This is a genomic window from Leisingera sp. JC11 (assembly GCF_040704725.1).
Lineage (GTDB): Bacteria > Pseudomonadota > Alphaproteobacteria > Rhodobacterales > Rhodobacteraceae > Leisingera.
In genome coordinates this window covers 190,071-211,249 of record NZ_JBFCVS010000007.1, presented here as the reverse complement: position 1 = coordinate 211,249, position 21,179 = coordinate 190,071, and the positions used below count along the sequence as shown (strand labels likewise).

Here is a 21,179-nt window from a genome sequence, read left to right as displayed (position 1 = left end):
TGCGAGGGAGGAAAGATCATGACTGACGAGATGAGCATCGCAAGCTATCTGGCCCAAGGCGGCGTGCTGAGCAACCCGTCCAACGTGCCGCCGCGCTACCGCGCCGAGCTGATGAAGATGATGGCGACCTTTGTCGACAGCGAGCTGGCGGGTGCTGCCGGCTTTGCCGACATCATCAACGAAGGCCCTGGCATCAAGGCGCGCATCGCCGCCGCCAAGATCGTGCTGGAAAAATCCGACAGCGCCGAAAAGGTGCTGCGCATCATGGGCGATTTCGGCGCCGATACAGAGCGTTACGCCGACCACCACCCCTGGACCGCGCGGCTGGAGCGGGCCGCCGACATCGGCCAGACCCGCACCAAGCACGACATGCGGCTGGCCGTGTTCAACTACCCGCTGGAAGGCTGGGCGGATGCGGTGGTGATGAACCTGCTGATGGGCAGTGCCGTTGCCGTGCAGCTGGAAGAACTGAGCCATGTCTCCTACCAGCCGCTGGCCGAGGCGTTCCGCGCCATCCAGCCGATTGAGGCGCACCACGCGGAATTGGCCGAGGAAGGCCTGATGGTGCTGGTGGAGGCGCAGGGCGCAGAGGCCCTGCAGGAGCTGGCAGACTACTGGTGGCCGCGGGTCGCAGCCAGCTTCGGCTCGGAGACCTCGCAGAAATTCGAAGACCTCAAGGCGATAGGCCTGCGCCGCACCCCGAATGCGGAGCTGAAAGCCCGCTGGGAGCAAAACGCAGCGGCCATTCTGGCCAAGGCGGGCCTGAAGCCCGCCGCCTGACCCCCAGCAAAAAGCTCCCGCCCGGGCATCCGCGCATCGCTGATGCGCAGCCCCGGTTGGGCCCGGCGCGCCTGACGGCGCGCAGGGACACCGTGGCCTGAGGCCTTGTGCAATTCCACAGGGGAATGGTGCGGGGCTGCGGAATGGCGTTTGCGGCTCCCTGCCCCCATCTTTGCAATGACGAACCGATGGAGGCAGACATGAGCACCGGCACAGCACCCCTTCCCGCAGGCACCAGCATCGGCCATGTGCATCTGAAGGTTTCGGACCTGGAGCGGGCCCTTGCATTCTACAGCGGCGTGCTGGGCTTCAACGTGACCCAGCGGCTGGGCAGCTCGGCCGCGTTCCTGTCAGCGGGCGGCTACCACCACCACATCGGCCTCAACACCTGGCAGTCGCGCGGCGGCCCTGCCCCGGCGCCCAACATGACCGGCCTTTACCACACCGCCATCCTGCTGCCGGACCGCCAGAGCCTGGCCGCGGTGCTGCGGCGGGTGCTGGACGCAGGCATCGCGCTGGAAGGCGCCGCCGATCATGGCGTGTCCGAGGCGATTTACCTGCGCGACCCCGACGGAAACGGGGTGGAGCTGTACCGCGACCGGGCTGAGGAAGAGTGGCCGCGCGGGCCGGACGGCAGCCTCCAGATGGGGTCTGACCCATTGGACTTGCAAGCTTTGCTCGCAGAGGTTGAGTAGGTCAGCAGCCCTGTCCGAATGTTTCGCGCGCGAAACAATTGGTCAGATATGCTGACTTAATGGACGCGACGTCAGATTTTGCACCGTTTCAGAATAGCTCCATGAAACCAAACGGAAAAAGACGCTTCGCCGATGCCACCCCACCGGCACCGGCGGGCGATGTTAGGTCTGGACCTCTGACCTTTCCCTGCCTACCCTAGCGGCAAGCACAGGGAGGCAGAACCATGGCTGTGGGCCGCACAATCCGCACTTATTTCAACGGCAGCTGGCAGGATGGCAATCCGGCGGTGATGCGGGCTGCGGACCATGCAATTTGGCTCGGCTCGTCGGTGTTTGACGGCGCACGGCTGTTTGACGGCGTGACCCCGGACCTGGACCTGCACTGCGCCCGCACCAATGCCTCTGCCACAGCGCTGATGATGGAGCCCACCCATTCGGTGCCGCAGATGATGGAGATCATCCGCGACGGGCTGGAGGGTTTCGCCCCCGGCGCCGCAGTCTATATCCGGCCGATGTACTGGGCCGCTGACGGCGACGAGACGCTGATCGCGCCCAAGGCGGAGAGCACCCGGTTTGCCGTCAGCCTGGAGGAGATCCCGATGGCAGCCCCCGATGCCGCCGCCACGCTGTCTCGCACCCGCTTCCGCCGCCCGGTGCTGGAAAGCGCGGTGGTGAATGCCAAGGCGGGCTGCCTGTATCCCAACAACGCCCGGATGCTGCGGGAAGCGCGCAGCAAGGGGTTCAGCAACGCGCTGGTGCTGGACGCCATGGGCAACGTGGCTGAAACCGCCACCACGAATGTCTTCATGGTCCGCGACGGCGAGGTCTTCACCCCGATCCCCAATGGCACTTTCCTGGCGGGGATCACCCGTGCCCGCCACATCAGCAACATGCGCGCCGATGGCATCACTGTGCATGAATGCGTGCTGGGCTATCAGGATTTCGAGGAAGCGGATGAGATCTTCCTCTCAGGCAACATGAGCAAGGTGACCCCGGTCACCGCGTTTGACGAGTGCCGCTATCAGGCCGGCCCCGTGGCCAAACGGGTGCGGGAGCTCTATTGGGACTGGGCTGCCAGCAACCGGTAACCTGCGCGGCCCCGCTTGCAAGTGCTTGCGCCCGTTCCGGGCCTTTCTGCGAAACGCGGCTGCCCGGTCGGGCATGGCTCAGTGCCGCGGCACGGTGCCGCGCCGCGCATCTGCGCGGCGCCCGGCCCAAAGCCGCCAAGGGTGTTTCGGCGCAGCCGGAGCATCCTGCGGCTGCGGGAGGCCCTGCGAGTGCCGCAGCCCCACCGGAGCCGGGCAGGTTTGACCGGCGGAAAGTCTAGGACCAGAAATACGCAGCGTTGACGCTGCTTTGGCTCTATTGCCTGACGGCGCAGGTTGCGCCATGATCCGCGGTGCAACAACGAGAGAGCGAAGATGCGCAAATTCCTTGTGGTCCTGGACGACAGCCGCGAATGCCTGAACGCCATGCGCTTTGCCGCGATGCGGGCGGCGCACACCGGCGCGGGCGTCACCATCCTCTCGGTGATCCCGCCGGATGAGTTCAACCACTGGATCGGCGTCGGCGAAGTGATGCGCGAGGAAGCGCGCGAACGCATCCACGCCCATTTCGAGGTTTTCGCCAAATGGATGCGCGACCGCCAGAACGTCGACCCGGACCTGGTGATCCGCGAGGGCGAGGCGGTGCCGGAAATCCTCGACTATATCGAGGGCGACCCGGAAATCGGCGTTCTGGTGCTGGGCGCGGGCACCGGGCGCAAGGGCCCCGGGCCGCTGGTCACCCAGATGACCAAGAACTCCGGCACCCTGCCGGTGCCGATCACCATCGTGCCCGGCGATCTCAGCAAGGAAAAACTGGAAGCGATCACCTGACGGGAAGGCAGACCGGGGCAAGGCAGAGGCGATGAATGGCAGGATCACATTCTGGTTCGAATTCGCCTCCACCTATTCCTATCTCAGTGTGATGCGCTTCGGCGAACTGGCCGCCGCGCGCAATGTTGCTGTGACCTGGAAGCCGTTTCTGCTGGGTCCCATCTTCGCGGCCCAGGGCTGGGACACCTCCCCCTTCAACATATATCCGGCCAAAGGGCGCTACATGTGGCGAGACATGGAGCGGATCTGCGCCGCCCGCGGTCTGCCTTTCTGCTGCCCGGACGTATTCCCGCAGAACGGGCTTATGGCGGCGCGGCTGGCCCTGGCCGCGGCGGAGGAGGACCGGATCGAACCCTTCACTCAGGCAGTGTTTCAGGCGCAATTCGGCGAAGGCGCGGATATCGCGGATGAAGGTGTTTTGCTGGGCTGCTTGCGCAAAGCGGGTCTCGGAACCGGACTGATGCAGCGGGCGCAGGCGCCTGAAATCAAATCGGCACTTCGGGCGCAGACCGAGGAGGCCATTGCCGCGGGTATTTTCGGTGCGCCCAGCTTTACCTGCGGGGCGGAACTGTTCTGGGGCGACGACCGGCTGGAGCAGGCCCTGGACCACGCGGCAGGCACCCAGATTTAGAATCGTTCCAAATCTTGACTTGCCGCGCCTCAGGGCGCATATCGGGGGCACGCTTAACGGAGACCCGACATGTTCATTCAGACTGAATCCACGCCCAACCCGGCGACGCTGAAATTCCTGCCGGGCCAAACCGTTCTGGAGGTGGGCACCGCCGACTTCCCCAGCGCTGACGCCGCGGGCAAATCGCCGCTGGCCTCCCGTATCTTTGCGGTTGAGGGCGTTACCGGCGTGTTCTTCGGCAATGACTTCGTGACGGTGACCAAAGCGGACGCTGTCGAGTGGGACCACATCAAGCCCGCCATCCTGGGCGCGGTGATGGAACACTACCAGTCCGGCCAGCCGGTGATGGCGGACGGCTCTGCCGATCCGGCTTCGGGCCATGCCGAGCATTCCGGCGAGGACGCGGAGATCGTCAACCAGATCAAGGAACTGCTGGATAGCCGTGTACGGCCGGCAGTGGCCCAGGACGGCGGCGACATCACCTTCCACGGCTTTGACCGCGGCGTGGTTTATCTGCACATGCAGGGCGCCTGCGCCGGCTGCCCGTCCTCGACCCTGACCCTGAAAATGGGCATCGAGAACCTGCTGCGCCACTACATCCCGGAAGTCACCGAGGTGCGCCCGGTTGCCGTCTGACCGGCTGCGAAAGGACATCTGATGGCTTCCGAACCGCTGGTTCTGGGATTTGACACATCGGCCGCGCATTGCGCGGCCGCTTTGCTGCGCGGGGAGACCGTGCTGGCCTCCCGGCTGGAGGAAATGACCCGCGGCCAGGCCGAACGGCTGATGCCGCTGCTGGAAGAGGTGCTGGCTGACGGCGGTGCCGCGTGGCAGGATCTTGACGCTATCGGGGTCGGTATCGGCCCCGGCAATTTCACTGGCATCCGCATTGCGGTCTCCGCCGCCCGCGGTTTGGCGCTGGGGCTGGAGGTGCCGGTTGTGGGCGCCGACGGGTTTGAAGCCCGCGCTGCCGAGGGCACCCTGCCTGCGGTGCCTGCGCCGCGCGATCAGGTCTATGCCGCCCTGCCCGGCGAAGCTCCGCGCCTTATGCCGCGCCAGGAAGCCGAGGACGCCGCCCGCGGTGCCGGGCTGGCCTTCGCGCCTGAGGCAAGCCCGGCCGGGATTGCCGAAGCCATTGCACGCATCACTGCCGGGCGTTTTGAAACCGTGACAGAGCCGCCGGCGCCGCTGTACCTGCGCGCGGCTGACGCCGCGCCTTCCAGCGACGTGCCGCCTGCGCTGATTGATGAGTGATCCGCTGACACCGGCGCAGATGGCCGCCACCCATGCCGCGGGCTTCACCCAGTCGCGGCCGTGGTCCGCGCTGGAGTTCGCAGCCCTTCTGGACAGCCCGCTGATCTTTGCCGCCGGGGATGCCCGCTGTTTCGCGCTGGTGCGGGTGATTGCCGATGAGGCGGAGCTGCTGACCATCGTGACGGATCCCGCCCATCAGCGCCAAGGGCTGGCCCGCGCCTGCATGGCAGGCTGGGAATCACTGGCATGCGCGCGCGGCGCCGCAGAAGTGTTTCTGGAAGTGGCCGAAGACAACGCGCCCGCGCAGGCGCTGTACCGCTCCTGCGGATTCGCGGAATGCGGGCGCAGGGCGGGGTATTACCGCCGCGAAGGCGCCAATCGCGCGGATGCGATCCTGATGAGAAAGTCTTTACGCTAGGCCAGTTGCGCGGATTTCGCACCAAATGGTCAAAAAGCGGTTGACCCCCTCCCTGCCCTGCAGGCTAAATTGCCGCACCCTCTAAGGCCTGAACGGGGCCGGGCAGCGGAAAACCCCCGCTGCATTCAACAAAAATGACAGTGGGAGTTAACCTGATGACCCTGATGAAACCGCTGATGGGCGCAGCCGCGTCGCTGGCCCTGACCGCAGGTGCCGCGCTGGCGGAACCGGCGCTGATCTTTGATCTGGGCGGCAAGTTCGACAAGAGCTTCAACGAGGCCGCGCACGGCGGTGCCCAGCGCTGGGCCGAAGAGACCGGCGAAACCTACCGCGAGATCGAACTGCAGTCCGAAGCCCAGCGCGAGCAGGCGCTGCGCCGCTTTGCCGAGGCCGGCGCCAACCCGATCGTGATGGTCGGCTTTGCCTTTGCCGATGCCCTGGGCCAGGTGGCTGCCGACTACCCGGACACCAAATTCACCATCATCGACATGGTGGTTGAAGGCGACAACGTGCGCTCGGTTGTCTTTAACGAACATGAAGGCTCCTATCTTGTGGGGATGATGGCCGCGATGGCGTCCAAATCGAACACCGTTGGCTTCATCGGCGGCATGGACATCCCGCTGATCCGCAAGTTCGCCTGCGGCTATGCCGAAGGCGTCAAGGCAGCCAACCCGGATGCCACCGTGATCGCCAACATGACCGGCACCACCCCGGCAGCCTGGAATGACCCGGTCAAGGGGTCTGAGCTGACCAAGGCGCAGATCAGCCAGGGCGCAGACGTGGTCTACGCCGCGGCTGGCGGCACCGGCGTCGGCGTGCTGCAAACCGCAGCCGATGAAGGCATCCTGTCAATCGGCGTCGACAGCAACCAGAACCACCTGCACCCGGGCAAAGTGCTGACCTCGATGACCAAGAAGGTTGGCAACGCAGTCTATGAGGCGTTCCAGGACGGCCCGGACATGGAGACCGGCTTCTCGGTCATGGGTCTGGCCAACGGCGGTGTCGGCTATGCCATGGATGAGCACAACGCATCGCTGGTCTCTGCCGAGATGCAGGCTGCCGTGGACGAAGCTGCTGCCAAGATCGCCTCGGGCGAGATCAAGGTGCATGACTACATGTCCGATGACAGCTGCCCTGCGCTGAGCTTCTAAGCAGAAAGCCCCAGGCCATGACGGATTCTCTTCATATTCTGTTTGCGGCCTGGGGCGACCCATCGCCCGAAGCCCGCGCCGAAAAGACGGACGCGGCCATCGGGCCGGATTTCTACTATTCCGATCCCAACACCCCCGCCCCCATCACCACACGCGACGCCTATCTGGACTATATCGCGCAGTTCAGCGCGATGATGCCGGGCGCCGCGGCGAAGGTGGTAGCCGTCTCGGAACACCACGGCCATGCACGCGCCACGGTGGATTTCGAGAAGGACGGCCAGCGCATGGTGCGCGGCCAGTATTTTGCCGATCTGCAAGACGGCAAGGTGGTGCGGCTGATCGGCTTCACAGGCATGGGAGAGCCCGATTGACCGCCCCCGCCATCGAACTCAAAGGCATTTCCAAGGCCTTTGGCCCGGTCCAGGCTAACAAGGACATTTCCATCAGCGTCGCCCCCGGCACCATTCACGGCATCATCGGTGAAAACGGTGCGGGCAAATCGACGCTGATGTCGATCCTCTACGGCTTCTACAAAGCCGACAGCGGCGAAATCTGGATCAAGGGCAAGAAGACCGCGATTCCCGACAGCCAGGCGGCGATTGCCGCAGGCATCGGCATGGTGTTCCAGCATTTCAAGCTGGTGGAGAATTTCACTGTGCTGGAAAACATCGTGCTGGGGGCTGAGGACAGCGGCATGCTGATGCCTTCGCTGCGCCGCGCCCGCAAGGAGCTGAAGGCGCTGGAGGAGGAATACGAGCTGTTCGTGGACCCCGACGCCCGCATCGACGAGATCGGTGTCGGCATGCAGCAGCGGGTGGAAATCCTCAAGGCGCTTTACCGCAAGGCCGAAATCCTGATCCTCGATGAGCCGACCGGCGTGCTGACGCCGTCTGAGGCCGACCAGCTGTTCCGCATCCTCGACCGGCTGCGCGCTGAAGGGAAAACCATTATCCTGATCACCCACAAGCTGCGGGAGATCATGGAATACACAGACACGGTGTCCGTCATGCGGCGCGGTCAGATGACCGCTACCGTCAAGACGGCGGAGACCAGCCCGGAGCATCTGGCGGAGCTGATGGTGGGCCGCAAGGTGCTGTTGCGCGTCGACAAGGTGCCCGCGCAGCCCGGCGCCCCGATCCTGGAGATCGAGAACCTGAAGGTTGTGGACAGCGCCGGCGTCGAACGCGTCAAGGGCATCGACCTCACCGTGCGCGCAGGCGAGATCGTCGGCATCGCCGGTGTGGCCGGCAACGGCCAGTCGGAGCTGCTGGAGGTTCTGGGCGGCATGCGCCCCGGCACCGGCAGCATCAAGCTGCATGGCACCCCCCTGCCGCTGAACGGCCAGGGCTCCGATGCCGCTGCGCGCCGCGCCGCCCATATCGGCCATGTGCCGGAGGACCGCCAGCGCGAAGGCCTGATCATGGACTTCCACGCCTGGGAGAACGTGGCCTTCGGCTACCACCGCGACGCGGCCTATCAGAGCGGCATTCTGATGAACAACACAGCGCTCCGGGCCGATACCGAGGCCAAGATGGTGAAATTCGACGTGCGCCCGCCCGATCCCTGGCTGGCGGCCAAGAATTTCTCCGGCGGCAACCAGCAAAAAATCGTCGTGGCGCGCGAGATCGAGCGCAACCCCGACCTGTTGCTGGTCGGCCAGCCGACCCGCGGCGTCGACATCGGCGCCATCGAATTCATTCACAAGCAGATCGTCGAGCTACGCGACCAGGGCAAGGCGATTCTGCTGGTCTCGGTCGAGCTGGAGGAGATCCTGTCTCTGGCGGACCGGGTTGCGGTGATGTTTGACGGCATGATCATGGGCGAACGGCCCGCCGATCAGACCGATGAGAAAGAACTGGGCCTCTTGATGGCCGGTGTCGCGGGGGAGGCCGCGTAAATGGACAAGATGCCGAAATGGGCCGATGTGGTCCTGATCCCGCTGATCAGCCTGATCCTGGCCGCTCTCCTGTCGGCGCTGGTGATCCTCGGGATCGGCGAAGACCCGGTGGCTGCGGTCAAGCTGATGGTCGATGGCGCCCTGGGCTCCACCTATGGCTGGGGCTACACGCTCTATTACGCCACCAATTTCATGTTCACCGGGCTGGCGGTGGCGATTGCCGCCCATGCGGGCCTGTTCAACATCGGCGGCGAAGGCCAGGCGATGCTGGGCGGGCTTGGCGTGGCGCTGGTCTGCCTGCTGATCCCCTGGCCGCACTGGACGCTGGCGCTGGTCTTTGCGGCCCTTGGCGCGGGCCTTTTCGGGGCCGCTTGGGCCGCGATCCCCGCCTACCTGCAAGCCAAGCGCGGCAGCCACATCGTGATCACCACCATCATGTTCAACTTTATCGCCGCGGCGGTGCTGAACTATGTGCTGGTCAATCTGCTGCGGCCCGAAGGCTCAATGGACCCGGCCACCGAACGCTTCCCCGAGGCGGTGCACCTGCCCTCCCTGCATGAGCTGCTGGCGCCGATCGGGATCGAGTTTTCAAAATCGGCACCGGCAAACGTCAGCCTTTTGGTGGCCGTCGGTGCCTGCCTGTTTGTCTGGCTGCTGATCTGGCGCACGCCGCTGGGGTATGAAATCCGCTCCCTCGGCAAATCGGAGCCGGGCGCGCGCTATGCTGGCATCTCTTCGGTCCGCACCATCATGATCGCCATGCTGATCTCCGGCGCGCTGGCCGGCATGATGGCTGTGAATAACGTGATGGGCGAGGCAGAGCGGCTGGTTCTGAACGCCACCGAAGGCGCCGGTTTCATCGGCATCGCGGTGGCGCTGATGGGCCGCAACCATCCGTTCGGCGTGTTCCTGGCGGCGATCCTGTTTGGTTTCCTCTACCAGGGCGGCGCTGAGCTGGCACTCTGGACTTCGATCCCGCGCGAGCTGATCGTGGTGATCCAGGCCCTGGTGATCCTGTTCACCGGCGCGCTCGACAACATGGTGCGGATGCCGCTTGAGCGGATCTTCCTGGCGATGCGGAAGGGGCAGAACTGATGGATTTCCTGACGATCATCCAGCTGCTGGATTCCACCGTCCGCCTGGCGACACCGCTGCTGCTGGCCTGCCTTGCGGGCCTGTTCTCCGAACGCGCGGGCATCTTCGACATCGGCCTTGAGGGCAAGATGCTGATGGCCGCCTTCTTCTCCGCTGCCGTCGCTGCCGCCACCGGCAATGTCTGGCTGGGGCTTCTGGCCGGCATCGGCTCCTCGCTCTTGCTGGCGGGCCTGCACGGGGTGGCCTCGATCACCTTCCGCGGCAACCAGCTGATCTCCGGCGTGGCGATCAACTTCCTGGCCGCGGGCATGACGGTGCTGATTGCCCAGGACTGGTTCCAGCAGGGCGGCCGGACACCTTCGCTGATCGGCGGCGGGCGGTTCACCCCGTTTGACCTGCCCTTTGCCGAAAGCCTTTCCGGCGTGCCGGTGCTTGGTCCAATCTATTCCGAGCTGCTCTCCGGCCATTCGATCCTGGTCTACATCGCCTTCCTGGCGGTGCCGGCCACCTGGTGGGTGCTGTTCCGCACCCGCTTCGGCCTGCGCCTGCGCGCGGTGGGGGAAAACCCTGCTGCCGTTGACACCGCCGGCGTCTCGGTTGTCGGCCTGCGCTACGGCGCGGTGCTGATCTGCGGCCTGTTGTGCGGCATTGCGGGCGCCTATCTGGCCACCGCGCTGCAGGCGGGATTCGTCAAGGACATGACCGCGGGCCGCGGCTTCATCGCGCTGGCCGCGCTGATCTTTGCCAAGTGGCGGCCCTGGCATGCCATGGGCGCCTGTCTGCTTTTCGGCCTGCTGCAGGCGATCGCGCTGCGGTTCCAGAACATCGAACTGGGCGGCATCACCATCCCGGTGCAGGCGATGGACGCGCTGCCCTATGTGCTGACGGTGGTGATCCTGGCCGGCTTCGTCGGCAAGGCGATCCCGCCCCGCGCCGGCGGCGAACCTTATGTGAAAGAGCGCTGAACACAGCACCAGAAACAAAGAAACGCCCGGCCCCGCCGGGCGTTTCTGTATCCCCCCTTCGTCTATTCCCGGTCAAGGACCGCGGCAGCGGCGGCGCGCAGGCGCCGTTCACCCTTGACGCGGAGAAAATTCGAATAGGTCCTCTGCGGGACAGCCCTGCCCCTCAGAGGCTTCTCAGCAGTCTCTCGTTCCGCCGCTCGCAGAGCGGCGCCCGGCCCAAGGCTGCCAAGGCGAAGGCGCTGCCCTTTACCTGCAGGCGCGGGAGCTTACGCCCTTAGGTCCAGTTCACCACCCTCTGTCGGTCCTGTCCTCCGCATTGCCGCCTGGCCGGTTGACCCGGCGCCTTCCGGTTGCTGTATGGCCCCATGCACATCTTCCTTCCCATCGCCGAGGTCTCGGTCAACTTTCTGCTGCTGCTGGGCATCGGCGGCGCCGTGGGGGTGCTCTCGGGCATGTTCGGGGTCGGCGGCGGCTTCCTGATCACGCCGCTCCTGTTCCTGATCGGCATTCCGCCGGGGGTTGCGGTTGCCACCTCCGCCAACCAGGTGGTGGCCTCGTCAGTGTCCGGGCTGATGGCGCATTTCCGGCGCCGCACGGTGGACCTGAAGATGGGCTATGTGCTGCTTTGCGGCGGCCTTTTGGGCGCCGCGCTGGGAATGGCGGTCTTCAACTGGCTCAAGCGGCTTGGTCAGGTCGATCTGGCGGTGCAGCTGTGCTATGTGCTGTTCCTCGGCGTGATCGGCGCGCTGATGTTCATCGAAAGCATCAATGCAATCCGCAAGGCACGGCAGGCGGGTGGCGCGCCCGCCTACAAGCGGCGCCAGCGGTCCTGGGTACATGCCCTGCCCTACAAAATGCGGTTCAAGGCCTCCGGGCTCTATATCTCTGTGATCCCGCCCGTGCTCGTCGGCTTCGGCGTTGGCATCCTGTCGGCGATCATGGGCGTCGGCGGCGGCTTCATCATGGTGCCTGCGATGATCTACATCCTCGGCATGCCGACCAAGGTGGTGATCGGTACCTCGCTGTTCCAGATCATCTTTGTCGCCGGGTTCACCACGGTGATGCATGCCACCACCAACCACACGGTTGACGTGGTGCTGGCACTGTTCCTGCTGATCGGCGGCGTGGCAGGCGCCCAGCTGGGCACCCTGATCGGCGCCAGGCTCAAGGCCGAGCAACTGCGTGTTCTGCTCGCGCTGCTGGTTCTGTCGGTCTCGGTCAAGATCGGGTTCGAACTGCTGCTGGAACCTGCCGACCTGTTTTCCCTGACTGTGCTCAATCTGCCCTGAACCGCGGGCCGGCAGCTATAAGTCCAGTTTGCAACGGCAAATCAGTCCTGCACGCTGCAGAGCGGCATAGATCATTGATTTTTGATATGACTGCGGTTTAACAAAGAACATGCAGATCTACCTTCCCATAGCTGAGGTCTCAGTGAATGCCTTCCTTCTCCTGGGCCTTGGGGGAATGGTTGGGGTTCTCTCGGGCATGTTCGGAGTTGGCGGCGGCTTCCTGATGACGCCGCTTCTGTTCTTTATCGGCATCCCGCCCGCGGTGGCGGTGGCCACCGAGGCGAACCAGATCGTCGCTTCCTCTTTCTCCGGCGTGCTGGCGCATTTCCGAAGGCGCACGGTCGACATCAAGATGGGACTGGTGCTGCAGGCCGGCGGCCTGATGGGCGCGGCGCTGGGGGTTGTGGTGTTCAACTACCTCAAGGCGCTCGGCCAGGTCGATCTGCTGGTCAAGCTCTGCTACGTCGTCTTCCTGGGCGTGGTCGGCGGGCTGATGTTCATCGAAAGCCTGAACGCGATCCGCAAGTCCAAGAAGGCAGGCGGCGCCGCTCCGGCGGCCCGGCGCCAGCGCGGCTGGGTGCATGCGCTGCCGTTCAAGATGCGGTTCCGCACGTCGGGCCTCTATATCTCGGTGATCCCGCCCATTCTGGTCGGCGTCTGCGTCGGCATCCTCGCGGCGATCATGGGCGTCGGCGGCGGCTTCATCATGGTGCCCGCGATGATCTATATCCTCGGCATGCCGACCAAGGTTGTTGTCGGCACCTCGCTGTTCCAGATCATCCTGGTCACCGGCTTCACCACCATGCTGCACGCCACCACCAACTATACCGTGGACATCGTGCTGGCGGTTCTGCTGCTGATCGGCGGCGTGGTCGGCGCCCAGATCGGCACCCGCATCGGCGTCTACCTGAAAGCCGAGCAGCTGCGCATTCTGCTGGCGCTGATGGTCATCGCGGTCTGCGTGAAACTGGGTCTCGACCTGCTGCTGCAACCCTCCGAACTGTTCACGCTCGGCGACGCGGGGGGCCACTGATATGCGCAAGCTGATGCTTTCCGCCCTGACCGCCGCCGCCCTGGCGCTGCTGCCGCAGTCCGCGGCTTTGGCCGCCAAGGAAGAGGTGGTCCTGGGCCTCAGCCAGGACCGGGTCGCGATCACCGCCACCTTCGATGGCTCGGAAATCCTGATCTTCGGCGCGGTGAAACGGGAAACCCCGATCCCTACCGATGAACCTCTAGAGGTTGTCGTGGCTGTGTCCGGCCCCGCCCCCGCCGTGATGGTTCGCCGCAAGGAAAAGAAGGTCGGCATCTGGGTCAATGTCGACAGCGTGCTGGTCGACTCGGCCCCGGCCTTCTACGCGGTTGCCACCAGCGCGCCCTTTGACACGGTGCTGACCGACACCGAGGACTTGCGCTACCGCGTCTCCATCGAACGCGCGATCCGCTCGGTTGGCGCGGCGATGCACATCCGCGGCGCCCAGGCCTTTGCCGATGCGGTGGTGCGGATCCGCGAGAAGAACGGACTCTATTCGCTGCGCGAGAACACCGTGGCGGTGGATGAGCAAACCCTGTTCCGCACCGCCATCAAGATGCCCGCCGACCTGACAGAGGGCGATTACCAGACCCGCATCTTCCTGACCCGCGGCGGCGAGGTGGTGTCGAGCTACGAGACCACCATCGACGTGCGCAAGGTAGGGCTGGAGCGGTTCCTGTTCTCCCTCTCGCGCGAGCAGCCGTTCCTGTACGGCCTGATGTCGCTGGCGATTGCCATTGCCGCCGGCTGGGGCGCCTCAGCAGCCTTCAGCCTGCTTAGAAACCGGTAAGAGGGGCGCGGCCCCTAAGGCGGAAACGAAGAGGGGCCGCGCCCCTCTTGGCCTTGCGGCCAATTCACCCCTAAGTATTTGCAGCAAAGAAGAAGCCCCGGTTTCTCCTTTCTGACAATCTTCCCGTCCCGCGGCCCGGCAGGCGGCTTTGCCGCCGGGAGGGGAGGCGCGCTGCGCGTCAGCGCAGCGCCACGCCCAACGGGAGCGGTGCATCCTGGATGCGCCAGCGACGGGCGGGAGCGCTCAGCCGCGGCCGATGTAGGGCATCTTGGTCGCCATTACCGTCATGAACTGGACATTGGCCTCCAGAGGCAGATTGGCCATGTACAGCACCGACTTTGCCGCGTCCTCAACTGCAAAGGTGTGCATCGGTTCAGCGCCCGGGCTGGCCTCGGCGTGGCGCTGGCTCAGATCCTCGACCATCGGGGTGCGGGTGTTGCCGATGTCGATCTGGCCGCAGGCAATGTCAAAGGGGCGGCCGTCCAGTGACAGGCTTTTGGTGAGGCCGGTGATCGCCGCCTTGGTCGCGGCATAGGGCGCTGAGTGCGGGCGCGGCACGTAAGCGGCGATGGAGCCGTTGTTGATGATCCGCCCGCCCTGCGGGGATTGCTGCCGCATCTGCCGGAAGGCGGCGCGGGCGGTCAGATACATGCCAGTGAGGTTCACGTTGACGGAGGCAAACCAATCCTCCAGCGGGATTTCGTCGATGGTGCCCGGCGGGGTGAAGATGCCCGCGTTGTTGAACAGCACATCCAGTCGTCCTGCCGCCATCACAAAGCTGTTCACCGCATGATCGACCGCTGCCGGATCGGTCACATCGGCGGGCAGCACATGGGCGCTGGCGTGCCCCTGCGCCACCTCCTCCAGCATCTCCGCCCGGCGCGCGGCCAGGCCGACCTGCCAGCCTTCGGCCAGGAATAGCTCCGCCACGGCGCGGCCGATGCCGGAGCTGGCGCCGGTGATCAGGATTGATTTGCTCATGCCGGGGTCTCCTCCTGTGCTTCCAGCGTCAGCGCGGCAGCAGGCACCGCCTTCAGGTCATCCACCGGCAGCGGGCCGGTGGGCTTGGCCAGCCGGTTTCGGACCACCCAAATCAGCCGTTCCTGGGCGCGGGTAATCGCCACATAGGCCAGCCGCTTCCACAGCGGCTGCCCCGCCTCCACCCGGCCCATGCGGGCAGCGGCATAGATGTCGGGAGCAAAGACCTGCGCGGTCTCCCACTGGCTGCCCTGCGCCTTGTGGATGGTCACCGCCGCGCCATGCAGGAAGGTGGCGCCCATGCGGGCCGCATAGGGAATGAAGGGCTCTTCCTCATCCGGCTTCTCGATTTTGACGATGGACGCCGCAGAGACCTGCGGATCCTCTGCCCCCATCACATGCAGGCGGGAGAACCCGGGCTTGCGGCCGGAGCCGAGGAAGATCACCTGCGCCCCCTTGATCAGGCCGCGGGCCTCCAGGTCCAGGCGTTTCTTGCGGTGCTTCATCGGCAGTTCGATACCGTCGCAGATCAGCGGCTCACCCGCGATCAGTTCATCCTCCGGCGCGCCATGCACAGTCCGGAACGCATTGATCAGCCGGATACGGGTGTTATTGCGCCACACCAGAACCGGCGACCGCGCCATCAGGTCGACCTCCACCCGCTGGCCCCAGACCACGCGGTCATCGCGGCGTGCGGTGTCTTCGATCATCCGTTCGAAATCCTCGAACCCCAGCTGCGGGTCGGCCAGCGCGTGGGCCAGGTCCAGGATCGGGTTGCCCGCCTCCTGCCGGTGGATGCGGTTCAGGATCAGGCGGCGCGGCTCCGGCAGCGCATCGAACACCATCGACCCCGACTGGTTCACCGGCGCCAGTTGCGCCGGGTCGCCGAACAGGATGAGGTTCGGGAAGATCTCCTTCAAGTCCTCGAACTGGCGGTCGTCCAGCATCGAGGCCTCATCGACAAAGCCGATGTCCAGGGGCTCCTCGCGCCGCTTCCAGCCGGTGATGAAGTCGGAGCCGCGCAGGCCGGCGGCAGCGAGGGCGCCGGGGATCGACTTGTTCTTCTCGTAAAAGGCGGCGGCACGGGCCAGCGCCTCCTCTGTCAGCCCTTCGATTTCGGGCTGATCGCCCTGCCCGGCCAGCCATTCGGCGATCTTCTCAAATTCAGGGTCGTAGACCGGCGTGTAGAGAATGCGGTGGATGGTGGTCGCGGGCACCCCGCGCAGGCGCAGCACGCTGGCGGCCTTGTTGGTCGGCGCCAGGATCGCCAGGGTGCGGCGGTCATCGCCCTTCTTGCGGCTCTCATAGTCGCCGGAAACAACCTCGACCCCTGATTGTTCCAGCGCCTTGTAAAGCTCCGCCAGCAGCAGCGTCTTGCCCGATCCCGCCTTGCCGATCACCGCCATCACCCCGGCATCGCCGCGAGGCGGGTGCAGCAGCCCATCATCAAGGTCCACCCCCGCCTGGCGCAGGAGTTCGGTCACGCTGTCATAAGCGGTGGCCTGGTCATCGGAAAACTGTACGGGCAGAGCTGTCATGGCGCGACCCTACATCCGCGGAGCCGGGTCCGCCAGCGGAACCGGCTCCGGCCAACAGTTATCTCAGGCCGTAAGCGCCATCGGCTCCAGCGCCTCTGCGCTGCCAAAGGAAAGATCGAACCACAGGCGCGACAGTTCCGGCGAGATGCCTGCCTTGCCGGCCACGTTCTGATAGACCTGCGGCGCGTATTCCCACAGCCCCAGGCAGATGCGGTCCCGTCCTTCTCCCCGGGTGCCGATCACCTCCGGGCTGAAACCCAGGCTGCGGTAGATCCGCACCATGCGGCGGTCGAAAACACCGGCGAAATGCTGGACGCTGAAATTGCGCATGATCTCCACCCCGCCCAGGGTCAGCGCGCCGACCACATTGCGGCCCGCCTGGCGTGACAGGCAGAACCGGGTGCATTCCCAGATCAGCGGGCTGCAGACCGGCACACCGCCCGCGAGGTCCAGAAACACGTCATTAACCATCACCGGGCCGGTGGTCGGCAGGAACCGCATGGAGCCGCCGTGGCTGCCATCGGGCATTTCCCAGATCACATAGAGCGGGTCCAGCGCGTCATACTGATCGCGTTCCTCGCCGTTCCGGTCGACCTGCACGTCCCAGCCGAGCCGGGTCTTGAACTGGTCCGCCCGGTCCCGGAACATCGACTGCGCCAGATCAGCGTGAGTGTGCAGATCGCGGCCATAGATATAACGAAGCATGATTTAGTCCCCTTCTGGTTGAACAGTAGGGACAGGGTACGGCCATTAACCACAATCTCAGAGTGTATTTACGGTAGCTTTCACACCCGCGCGTTAAATCACAATCAAACCGAGCGACATCGCCCGGGCAATTGCATGGGTGGTATTGATCGCCCCCAGCTTGAAGCGGGCGCTTTCGATGTAGACGCGCAGCGTATGCTCCGAGATCGACAGGGTCTTTGCCACCTGCGCGCGGCTGTAGCCGATCGCCAGCAGGGTCAGCGCGTCCACCTCGCGCGGCGACAGCGGCTGGGCCTGATCCGGGCTGCGGTCGGGCTCGAACTCCAGCGCCTTGCGGTTGAAGTAATGCGCCATCAGGATCATGTCGCGGCTGTAGCGCTCGGTCAGCTTTTCCCAGGTTTCATCGTCGCAGTTATGGCTGACCGTGAACACGGCAAACTGCCCGTTCGGCCCGCGGACCGGGATCGAATAGCCCTGGTTTCCAACCCCGTGCTCCAGCGCGTCCTTCAAAAATTCGCGGGCCGGTTTCGGCGACCAGTCCAGACGTTTCCAGTCAACCGGGTGAAAGCGCTGGTAGCAGCCGGCCACAACCGGATCGACGCGGACATAGGCCTTTTCCTGGTACCGTTCGACCCAAGCCTGCGGATAGGTGCCGAAATAGTAGTGGTCGCCGGCGCTGTCGACCCAATGGTACATCGCATGGTCGACACCAAACACGGCACAGACCTGCTCGATGATCTGCTGAAGACCATCCAGTGTACCGGTGGCGTCCAGCGCCTCCAGGATACGGTCCAGTTCTGCTTTGCCTGCCATTGTTCGTTTGCCGCCGTAATTCGCTGCTTTGGATGTGATTGCTGCAATACCCGATGCTCGGGGCATGGCAGTTAACTTCGGCTTTGTTTGCAGCGGCTCAGTTGGCCTGGTCAATGGCACTTCTGACTTAATGGTCAAATTTTACCAAAGGACGCCGTTTATAGGTGTCCGGCGGCTGCCGCATGCCACCCAAGGTTTACCCCACTTGCATGATTGGGCGCAATCCTCCCCGAAACAGCGAGGCAGCTACAGGTAAGCATCTGAAAAAATGAAATTATAAATGAAATTTCCCGCGAACCGCCGGCGCGATTCGCGGGAAGGATTTTTGCCCGGGCTTGGCGTACCCCTCAGTCTCAGGCGTCAAGCACGTCCTGAAGGGTGCGCAGGCCGGTCTTCGGCGCCTGCACCAGCACCGACATGTTGCCCGGCAGGTGCTCGTTGCGCAGCATCTTCATGTGCGCTTCGGGCAGGTCGTTCCAGGTGAACACTTCGGACATGCAGGGGTCCAGGCGGCGCTCAACCATCAGCTTGTTGGCAGCCGCGGCCTGCTTGAGGTGGGCAAAGTGCGAGCCCTGCAGGCGCTTCTGGTGCATCCACATGTAGCGCACGTCGAAGGTCAGGTTATAGCCGGTGGTGCCGGCGCAGATCACGACCATGCCGCCCTTCTTCACCACGAAGGTGGAGACCGGGAAGGTGCTTTCGCCCGGGTGCTCGAACACCATGTCGACGTTCACACCCTTGCCGGTGATATCCCAGATCGCCTTGCCGAACTTGCGGGCTTCCTTGAACCATTCGGCATATTCCGGAGTGTTCACCGTGGGCAGCTGGCCCCAGCAGTTGAAGTCCTTGCGGTTCAGAACGCCCTTGGCGCCCAGCCCCATGACGAAGTCGCGCTTGCTCTCGTCCGAGATCACGCCAATGGCGTTGGCGCCGGCGGTGTTGATCAGCTGGATCGCATAGGAGCCGAGGCCGCCGGAGGCGCCCCAGACCAGCACGTTCTGACCCGGCTTCAGGTCGTGCGGCTCATGGCCGAACAGCATCCGGTAGGCGGTCGCCAGCGTCAGCGTGTAGCAGGCGCTTTCTTCCCAGGTCAGGTGCTTGGGCCGCGGCATCAGCTGCTGAGCCTGCACGTTGGTGAACTGGGCGAACGATCCGTCCGGGGTCTCATAGCCCCAGATCCGCTGGCTGGGGGAGTACATCGGGTCGCCGCCGTTGCATTCCTCGTCGTCGCCGTCGTCCTGGTTGCAGTGGATCACCACCTCGTCACCGACTTTCCAGCGCGTAACCTTGGCGCCCACCGCCCAGACGATACCCGAAGCATCGGAACCCGCGATATGATACGGCGCCTTGTGGCCGTCGAAGGGCGAGATCGGCTTGCCCAGGGAAGCCCAGACGCCGTTGTAGTTGACGCCGGCCGCCATCACCAGAACCAGCACCTCGTGGCTGTCCAGCTGCGGCACGTCGACAACCTCCTGCACCATCGCGGTGTCGGGGTTGCCATGGCGCTCCTTGCGGATCGCCCATGCGTACATCTTCTTGGGCACATAGCCCATCGGGGGCATTTCGCCCATTTCATAGAGATCTTTCTCGGGCGCCTCGTACGACATGACGTCAGTCTGGGTATCCAATGCCATGATGGCCTCCTTGTGTATCCTGTCCTTTGCCGCGGTGCAGAATCGCGGCGATTACCTGAGGGATAGGATTGGAAGAGTAATATTGCAACCACTTTTGCGGCATTTGGGTAATTTTATGACCCTGCGGATGCAGCATTGCCTTTAGCAGGTGCAGAAAAACCACGGCTTCCGCCGGGCAGTTCGCTGCCTCCGGGCAGCAGGTGGCGGATCGAATTGGCATAAAACGCCAGCAAATCCTGGCGGTCCTCGACCGGCACAACTTGCCCGCCGTTCTCGGTGACCAGGCCGCGCCGCAGCAGATGATGCAGTCCCGTCTCGGCCGCATAAGGCAGGTTTTCCCGCGGGATATGCACCTGCGCCAGCGGCATTGCCGCGACCAGATCTTCCAGCCGGTGTTCGATGGCAGCGCGGCTGAGCGGGCCGTGTCGCAGCAGGATGGCCGCGATCAGAGGCACGGGCAGCACCGGAACAATGGCGCTGATCCGCTGCATCAGCTCCCGCGCCAGCGGTTTGGTGATATCGCCCTCGCGCCCTGCCCCGAACCCGGCCAGGCTGAGCGGGCGGCCGAAACTCACCGCGGCATAGCCGGCCCGGCGGTGGCGGCCGGTCAGCCACAGCCACAACTGCCGCAGCAGCCGCAGCGCCACCAGCCCGATCCGGGCGCGGAAGCGGCGGTCGCCCGCCTTGGCGGCAGAGGTCAGGATCTTGTCTTCCAGCACCCGGTCGTAATTCAGCGCCACCGGCACAAACACCACGTCACGGCGGTCCGGATCGCATCCCTCGACGATGTATTTCAGCAGCCCCAGCTTGGGCGCGGCCAGCGCGCCATCGAGGCTCAGCCCGCCCTCGGGAAACATCGCCTGGGTGGAGCCGCCGCGGGTGGCCAGCCGCACATAGGCGGCCAGCACCTTGCGGTAGAGATCATTGCGCGAGCGGCGGCGGATGAAATAGGCGCCCATCGCCCGGATCAGGCGGCTGAGCGGCCAGACCCGCGCCCACTCCCCCACCGCGTAAGACAGCGCCGAGCGTTCCGCCGCCAGATAGGTCACCAGCACGTAATCCATGTTGGAGCGGTGATTCATCACGAAAACGACAGTGGACTTGGGGTCGATGGCCCGCAGCGCCTGCTCGTCCTGGTGCCCCAGCCGCACCCGGTAGACCGCGTTGGACAGAAACCGCGCTGCCCGGATCGCCAGGCTGAAATAGGCAAAAGCGGAAAACCCGGGCACGATCTCGCGCGCGTATCGGCGCACCTGCTCAAACGCCACGTTTTCCGGGATTCCCTCCGCCGCCGCATGGTCCGCTGCCGCCTGGGTCACCTGCGGGTCGTGGATCAGCCGCTGGATCATGTCATAGCGGCGGGTCAGCTTGAACGGCTCGATCGGGCGTTCCAGCCGCTGATTCAGCCGCGCCACCGCGCGCTCCAGCCGCCGCCGGAAGAACCATCGCACCGACGGGAACAGGAAGTGCGACGCAAAGGTCACCGCGGCAAAGCCCACGATCAGCACGAATAGCCACAGCGGCAGTTCCACGGTTTGCGTCATAGTTGAACAGTTGCCTATGGCCTCCGCCTTTACAAGCGCCAAGCCACCCGGGATTCCCGCCCCGGCAGCGGAATTGCCGCAACGCAGCGAATTGA

At 64.8% G+C, this 21,179-nt stretch carries 22 protein-coding genes; 16 read left to right on the top strand and 6 right to left on the bottom strand.

Going from position 1 to position 21,179, the window contains the following annotated elements; translation table 11 throughout:
- Positions 1 to 18: 18 nt before the first annotated feature.
- The 16 genes from AB1A62_RS10410 (at position 19) to AB1A62_RS10335 (ending at position 13,872) form a co-directional block, all read left to right on the top strand.
- Positions 19 to 780 (top strand): Phenylacetic acid catabolic protein, encoded by a 762-nt coding sequence (locus AB1A62_RS10410; protein ID WP_366661422.1) that lies wholly within the window; start codon positions 19 to 21, stop codon positions 778 to 780.
- A 200-nt stretch (positions 781 to 980) separates the two neighbouring features.
- A complete protein-coding gene (locus tag AB1A62_RS10405) occupies positions 981 to 1,475 on the top strand; it encodes a VOC family protein (protein ID WP_366661421.1) in 495 nt (164 codons plus the stop codon).
- A 224-nt stretch (positions 1,476 to 1,699) separates the two neighbouring features.
- Entirely contained in the window at positions 1,700 to 2,563 is an 864-nt protein-coding gene (locus tag AB1A62_RS10400; RefSeq protein WP_366661420.1) for a branched-chain amino acid aminotransferase, read from the top strand.
- 333 nt (positions 2,564 to 2,896) lie between these two features.
- Positions 2,897 to 3,352 (top strand): universal stress protein, encoded by a 456-nt coding sequence (locus AB1A62_RS10395; RefSeq protein WP_366661419.1) that lies wholly within the window; start codon positions 2,897 to 2,899, stop codon positions 3,350 to 3,352.
- Positions 3,353 to 3,383: 31 nt separating this feature from the next.
- A complete protein-coding gene (locus AB1A62_RS10390; RefSeq protein WP_366661418.1) occupies positions 3,384 to 3,983 on the top strand; it encodes a 2-hydroxychromene-2-carboxylate isomerase in 600 nt (199 codons plus the stop codon).
- A gap of 69 nt (positions 3,984 to 4,052) precedes the next feature.
- Positions 4,053 to 4,619, top strand: coding sequence for a NifU family protein (locus AB1A62_RS10385; RefSeq protein ID WP_366661417.1), 567 nt, complete (start codon positions 4,053 to 4,055; stop codon positions 4,617 to 4,619).
- 21 nt (positions 4,620 to 4,640) lie between these two features.
- Positions 4,641 to 5,237, top strand: a complete 597-nt coding sequence (gene tsaB, locus AB1A62_RS10380; protein ID WP_366661416.1) for a tRNA (adenosine(37)-N6)-threonylcarbamoyltransferase complex dimerization subunit type 1 TsaB — start codon at positions 4,641 to 4,643, stop codon at positions 5,235 to 5,237.
- The gene (locus tag AB1A62_RS10375; protein WP_366661415.1) at positions 5,230 to 5,655 is read left to right on the top strand and encodes a GNAT family N-acetyltransferase; all 426 of its coding nucleotides are present in this window, start codon (positions 5,230 to 5,232) and stop codon (positions 5,653 to 5,655) included. The genes tsaB and AB1A62_RS10375 overlap by 8 nt, the downstream gene beginning before the upstream one ends.
- A gap of 155 nt (positions 5,656 to 5,810) precedes the next feature.
- Positions 5,811 to 6,806 (top strand): BMP family ABC transporter substrate-binding protein, encoded by a 996-nt coding sequence (locus AB1A62_RS10370; RefSeq protein ID WP_366661414.1) that lies wholly within the window; start codon positions 5,811 to 5,813, stop codon positions 6,804 to 6,806.
- A gap of 17 nt (positions 6,807 to 6,823) precedes the next feature.
- Complete coding sequence (locus AB1A62_RS10365) at positions 6,824 to 7,177, top strand: nuclear transport factor 2 family protein (RefSeq protein ID WP_366661413.1); 354 nt, start codon at positions 6,824 to 6,826, stop codon at positions 7,175 to 7,177.
- Entirely contained in the window at positions 7,174 to 8,703 is a 1,530-nt protein-coding gene (locus AB1A62_RS10360; RefSeq protein ID WP_366661412.1) for an ABC transporter ATP-binding protein, read from the top strand. The genes AB1A62_RS10365 and AB1A62_RS10360 overlap by 4 nt, the downstream gene beginning before the upstream one ends.
- Positions 8,704 to 9,798: an ABC transporter permease gene (locus AB1A62_RS10355; protein WP_174146093.1), complete on the top strand. Its 1,095-nt coding sequence runs from the start codon at positions 8,704 to 8,706 to the stop codon at positions 9,796 to 9,798. It abuts the gene before it with no gap.
- Positions 9,798 to 10,763 carry an ABC transporter permease gene (locus AB1A62_RS10350; RefSeq protein WP_366661411.1) on the top strand — a complete coding sequence of 322 codons (966 nt, stop codon included), beginning with the start codon at positions 9,798 to 9,800 and terminating at the stop codon, positions 10,761 to 10,763. The genes AB1A62_RS10355 and AB1A62_RS10350 overlap by 1 nt, the downstream gene beginning before the upstream one ends.
- Before the next feature lie 365 nt (positions 10,764 to 11,128).
- The gene (locus AB1A62_RS10345) at positions 11,129 to 12,052 is read left to right on the top strand and encodes a sulfite exporter TauE/SafE family protein (protein WP_366661410.1); all 924 of its coding nucleotides are present in this window, start codon (positions 11,129 to 11,131) and stop codon (positions 12,050 to 12,052) included.
- Positions 12,053 to 12,161: 109 nt separating this feature from the next.
- A complete protein-coding gene (locus AB1A62_RS10340; RefSeq protein ID WP_366661409.1) occupies positions 12,162 to 13,085 on the top strand; it encodes a sulfite exporter TauE/SafE family protein in 924 nt (307 codons plus the stop codon).
- A gap of 1 nt (position 13,086) precedes the next feature.
- Positions 13,087 to 13,872 (top strand): TIGR02186 family protein, encoded by a 786-nt coding sequence (locus AB1A62_RS10335; RefSeq protein WP_366661408.1) that lies wholly within the window; start codon positions 13,087 to 13,089, stop codon positions 13,870 to 13,872.
- A 243-nt stretch (positions 13,873 to 14,115) separates the two neighbouring features.
- On the opposite strand, the gene AB1A62_RS10330 is transcribed toward AB1A62_RS10335, so the two are convergent.
- From AB1A62_RS10330 to AB1A62_RS10305, 6 genes are all read right to left on the bottom strand, one after another.
- The gene (locus AB1A62_RS10330; RefSeq protein WP_366661407.1) at positions 14,116 to 14,853 is read right to left on the bottom strand and encodes an SDR family oxidoreductase; all 738 of its coding nucleotides are present in this window, start codon (positions 14,851 to 14,853) and stop codon (positions 14,116 to 14,118) included.
- Positions 14,850 to 16,388, bottom strand: coding sequence for an AAA family ATPase (locus tag AB1A62_RS10325; protein WP_366661406.1), 1,539 nt, complete (start codon positions 16,386 to 16,388; stop codon positions 14,850 to 14,852). The genes AB1A62_RS10330 and AB1A62_RS10325 overlap by 4 nt, the downstream gene beginning before the upstream one ends.
- 63 nt (positions 16,389 to 16,451) lie before the next feature.
- A complete protein-coding gene (locus AB1A62_RS10320; protein WP_366661405.1) occupies positions 16,452 to 17,093 on the bottom strand; it encodes an acyl-homoserine-lactone synthase in 642 nt (213 codons plus the stop codon).
- 93 nt (positions 17,094 to 17,186) lie between these two features.
- On the bottom strand, positions 17,187 to 17,906 hold the full coding sequence (locus tag AB1A62_RS10315) for an autoinducer binding domain-containing protein (RefSeq protein ID WP_366661404.1): 720 nt from the start codon (positions 17,904 to 17,906) through the stop codon (positions 17,187 to 17,189).
- Between the two features lie 353 nt (positions 17,907 to 18,259).
- On the bottom strand, positions 18,260 to 19,540 hold the full coding sequence (gene ccrA / locus AB1A62_RS10310) for a crotonyl-CoA carboxylase/reductase (protein ID WP_366661403.1): 1,281 nt from the start codon (positions 19,538 to 19,540) through the stop codon (positions 18,260 to 18,262).
- A 113-nt stretch (positions 19,541 to 19,653) separates the two neighbouring features.
- Positions 19,654 to 21,084, bottom strand: a complete 1,431-nt coding sequence (locus AB1A62_RS10305) for a 1-acyl-sn-glycerol-3-phosphate acyltransferase (protein ID WP_366661402.1) — start codon at positions 21,082 to 21,084, stop codon at positions 19,654 to 19,656.
- Positions 21,085 to 21,179: the final 95 nt, after the last annotated feature.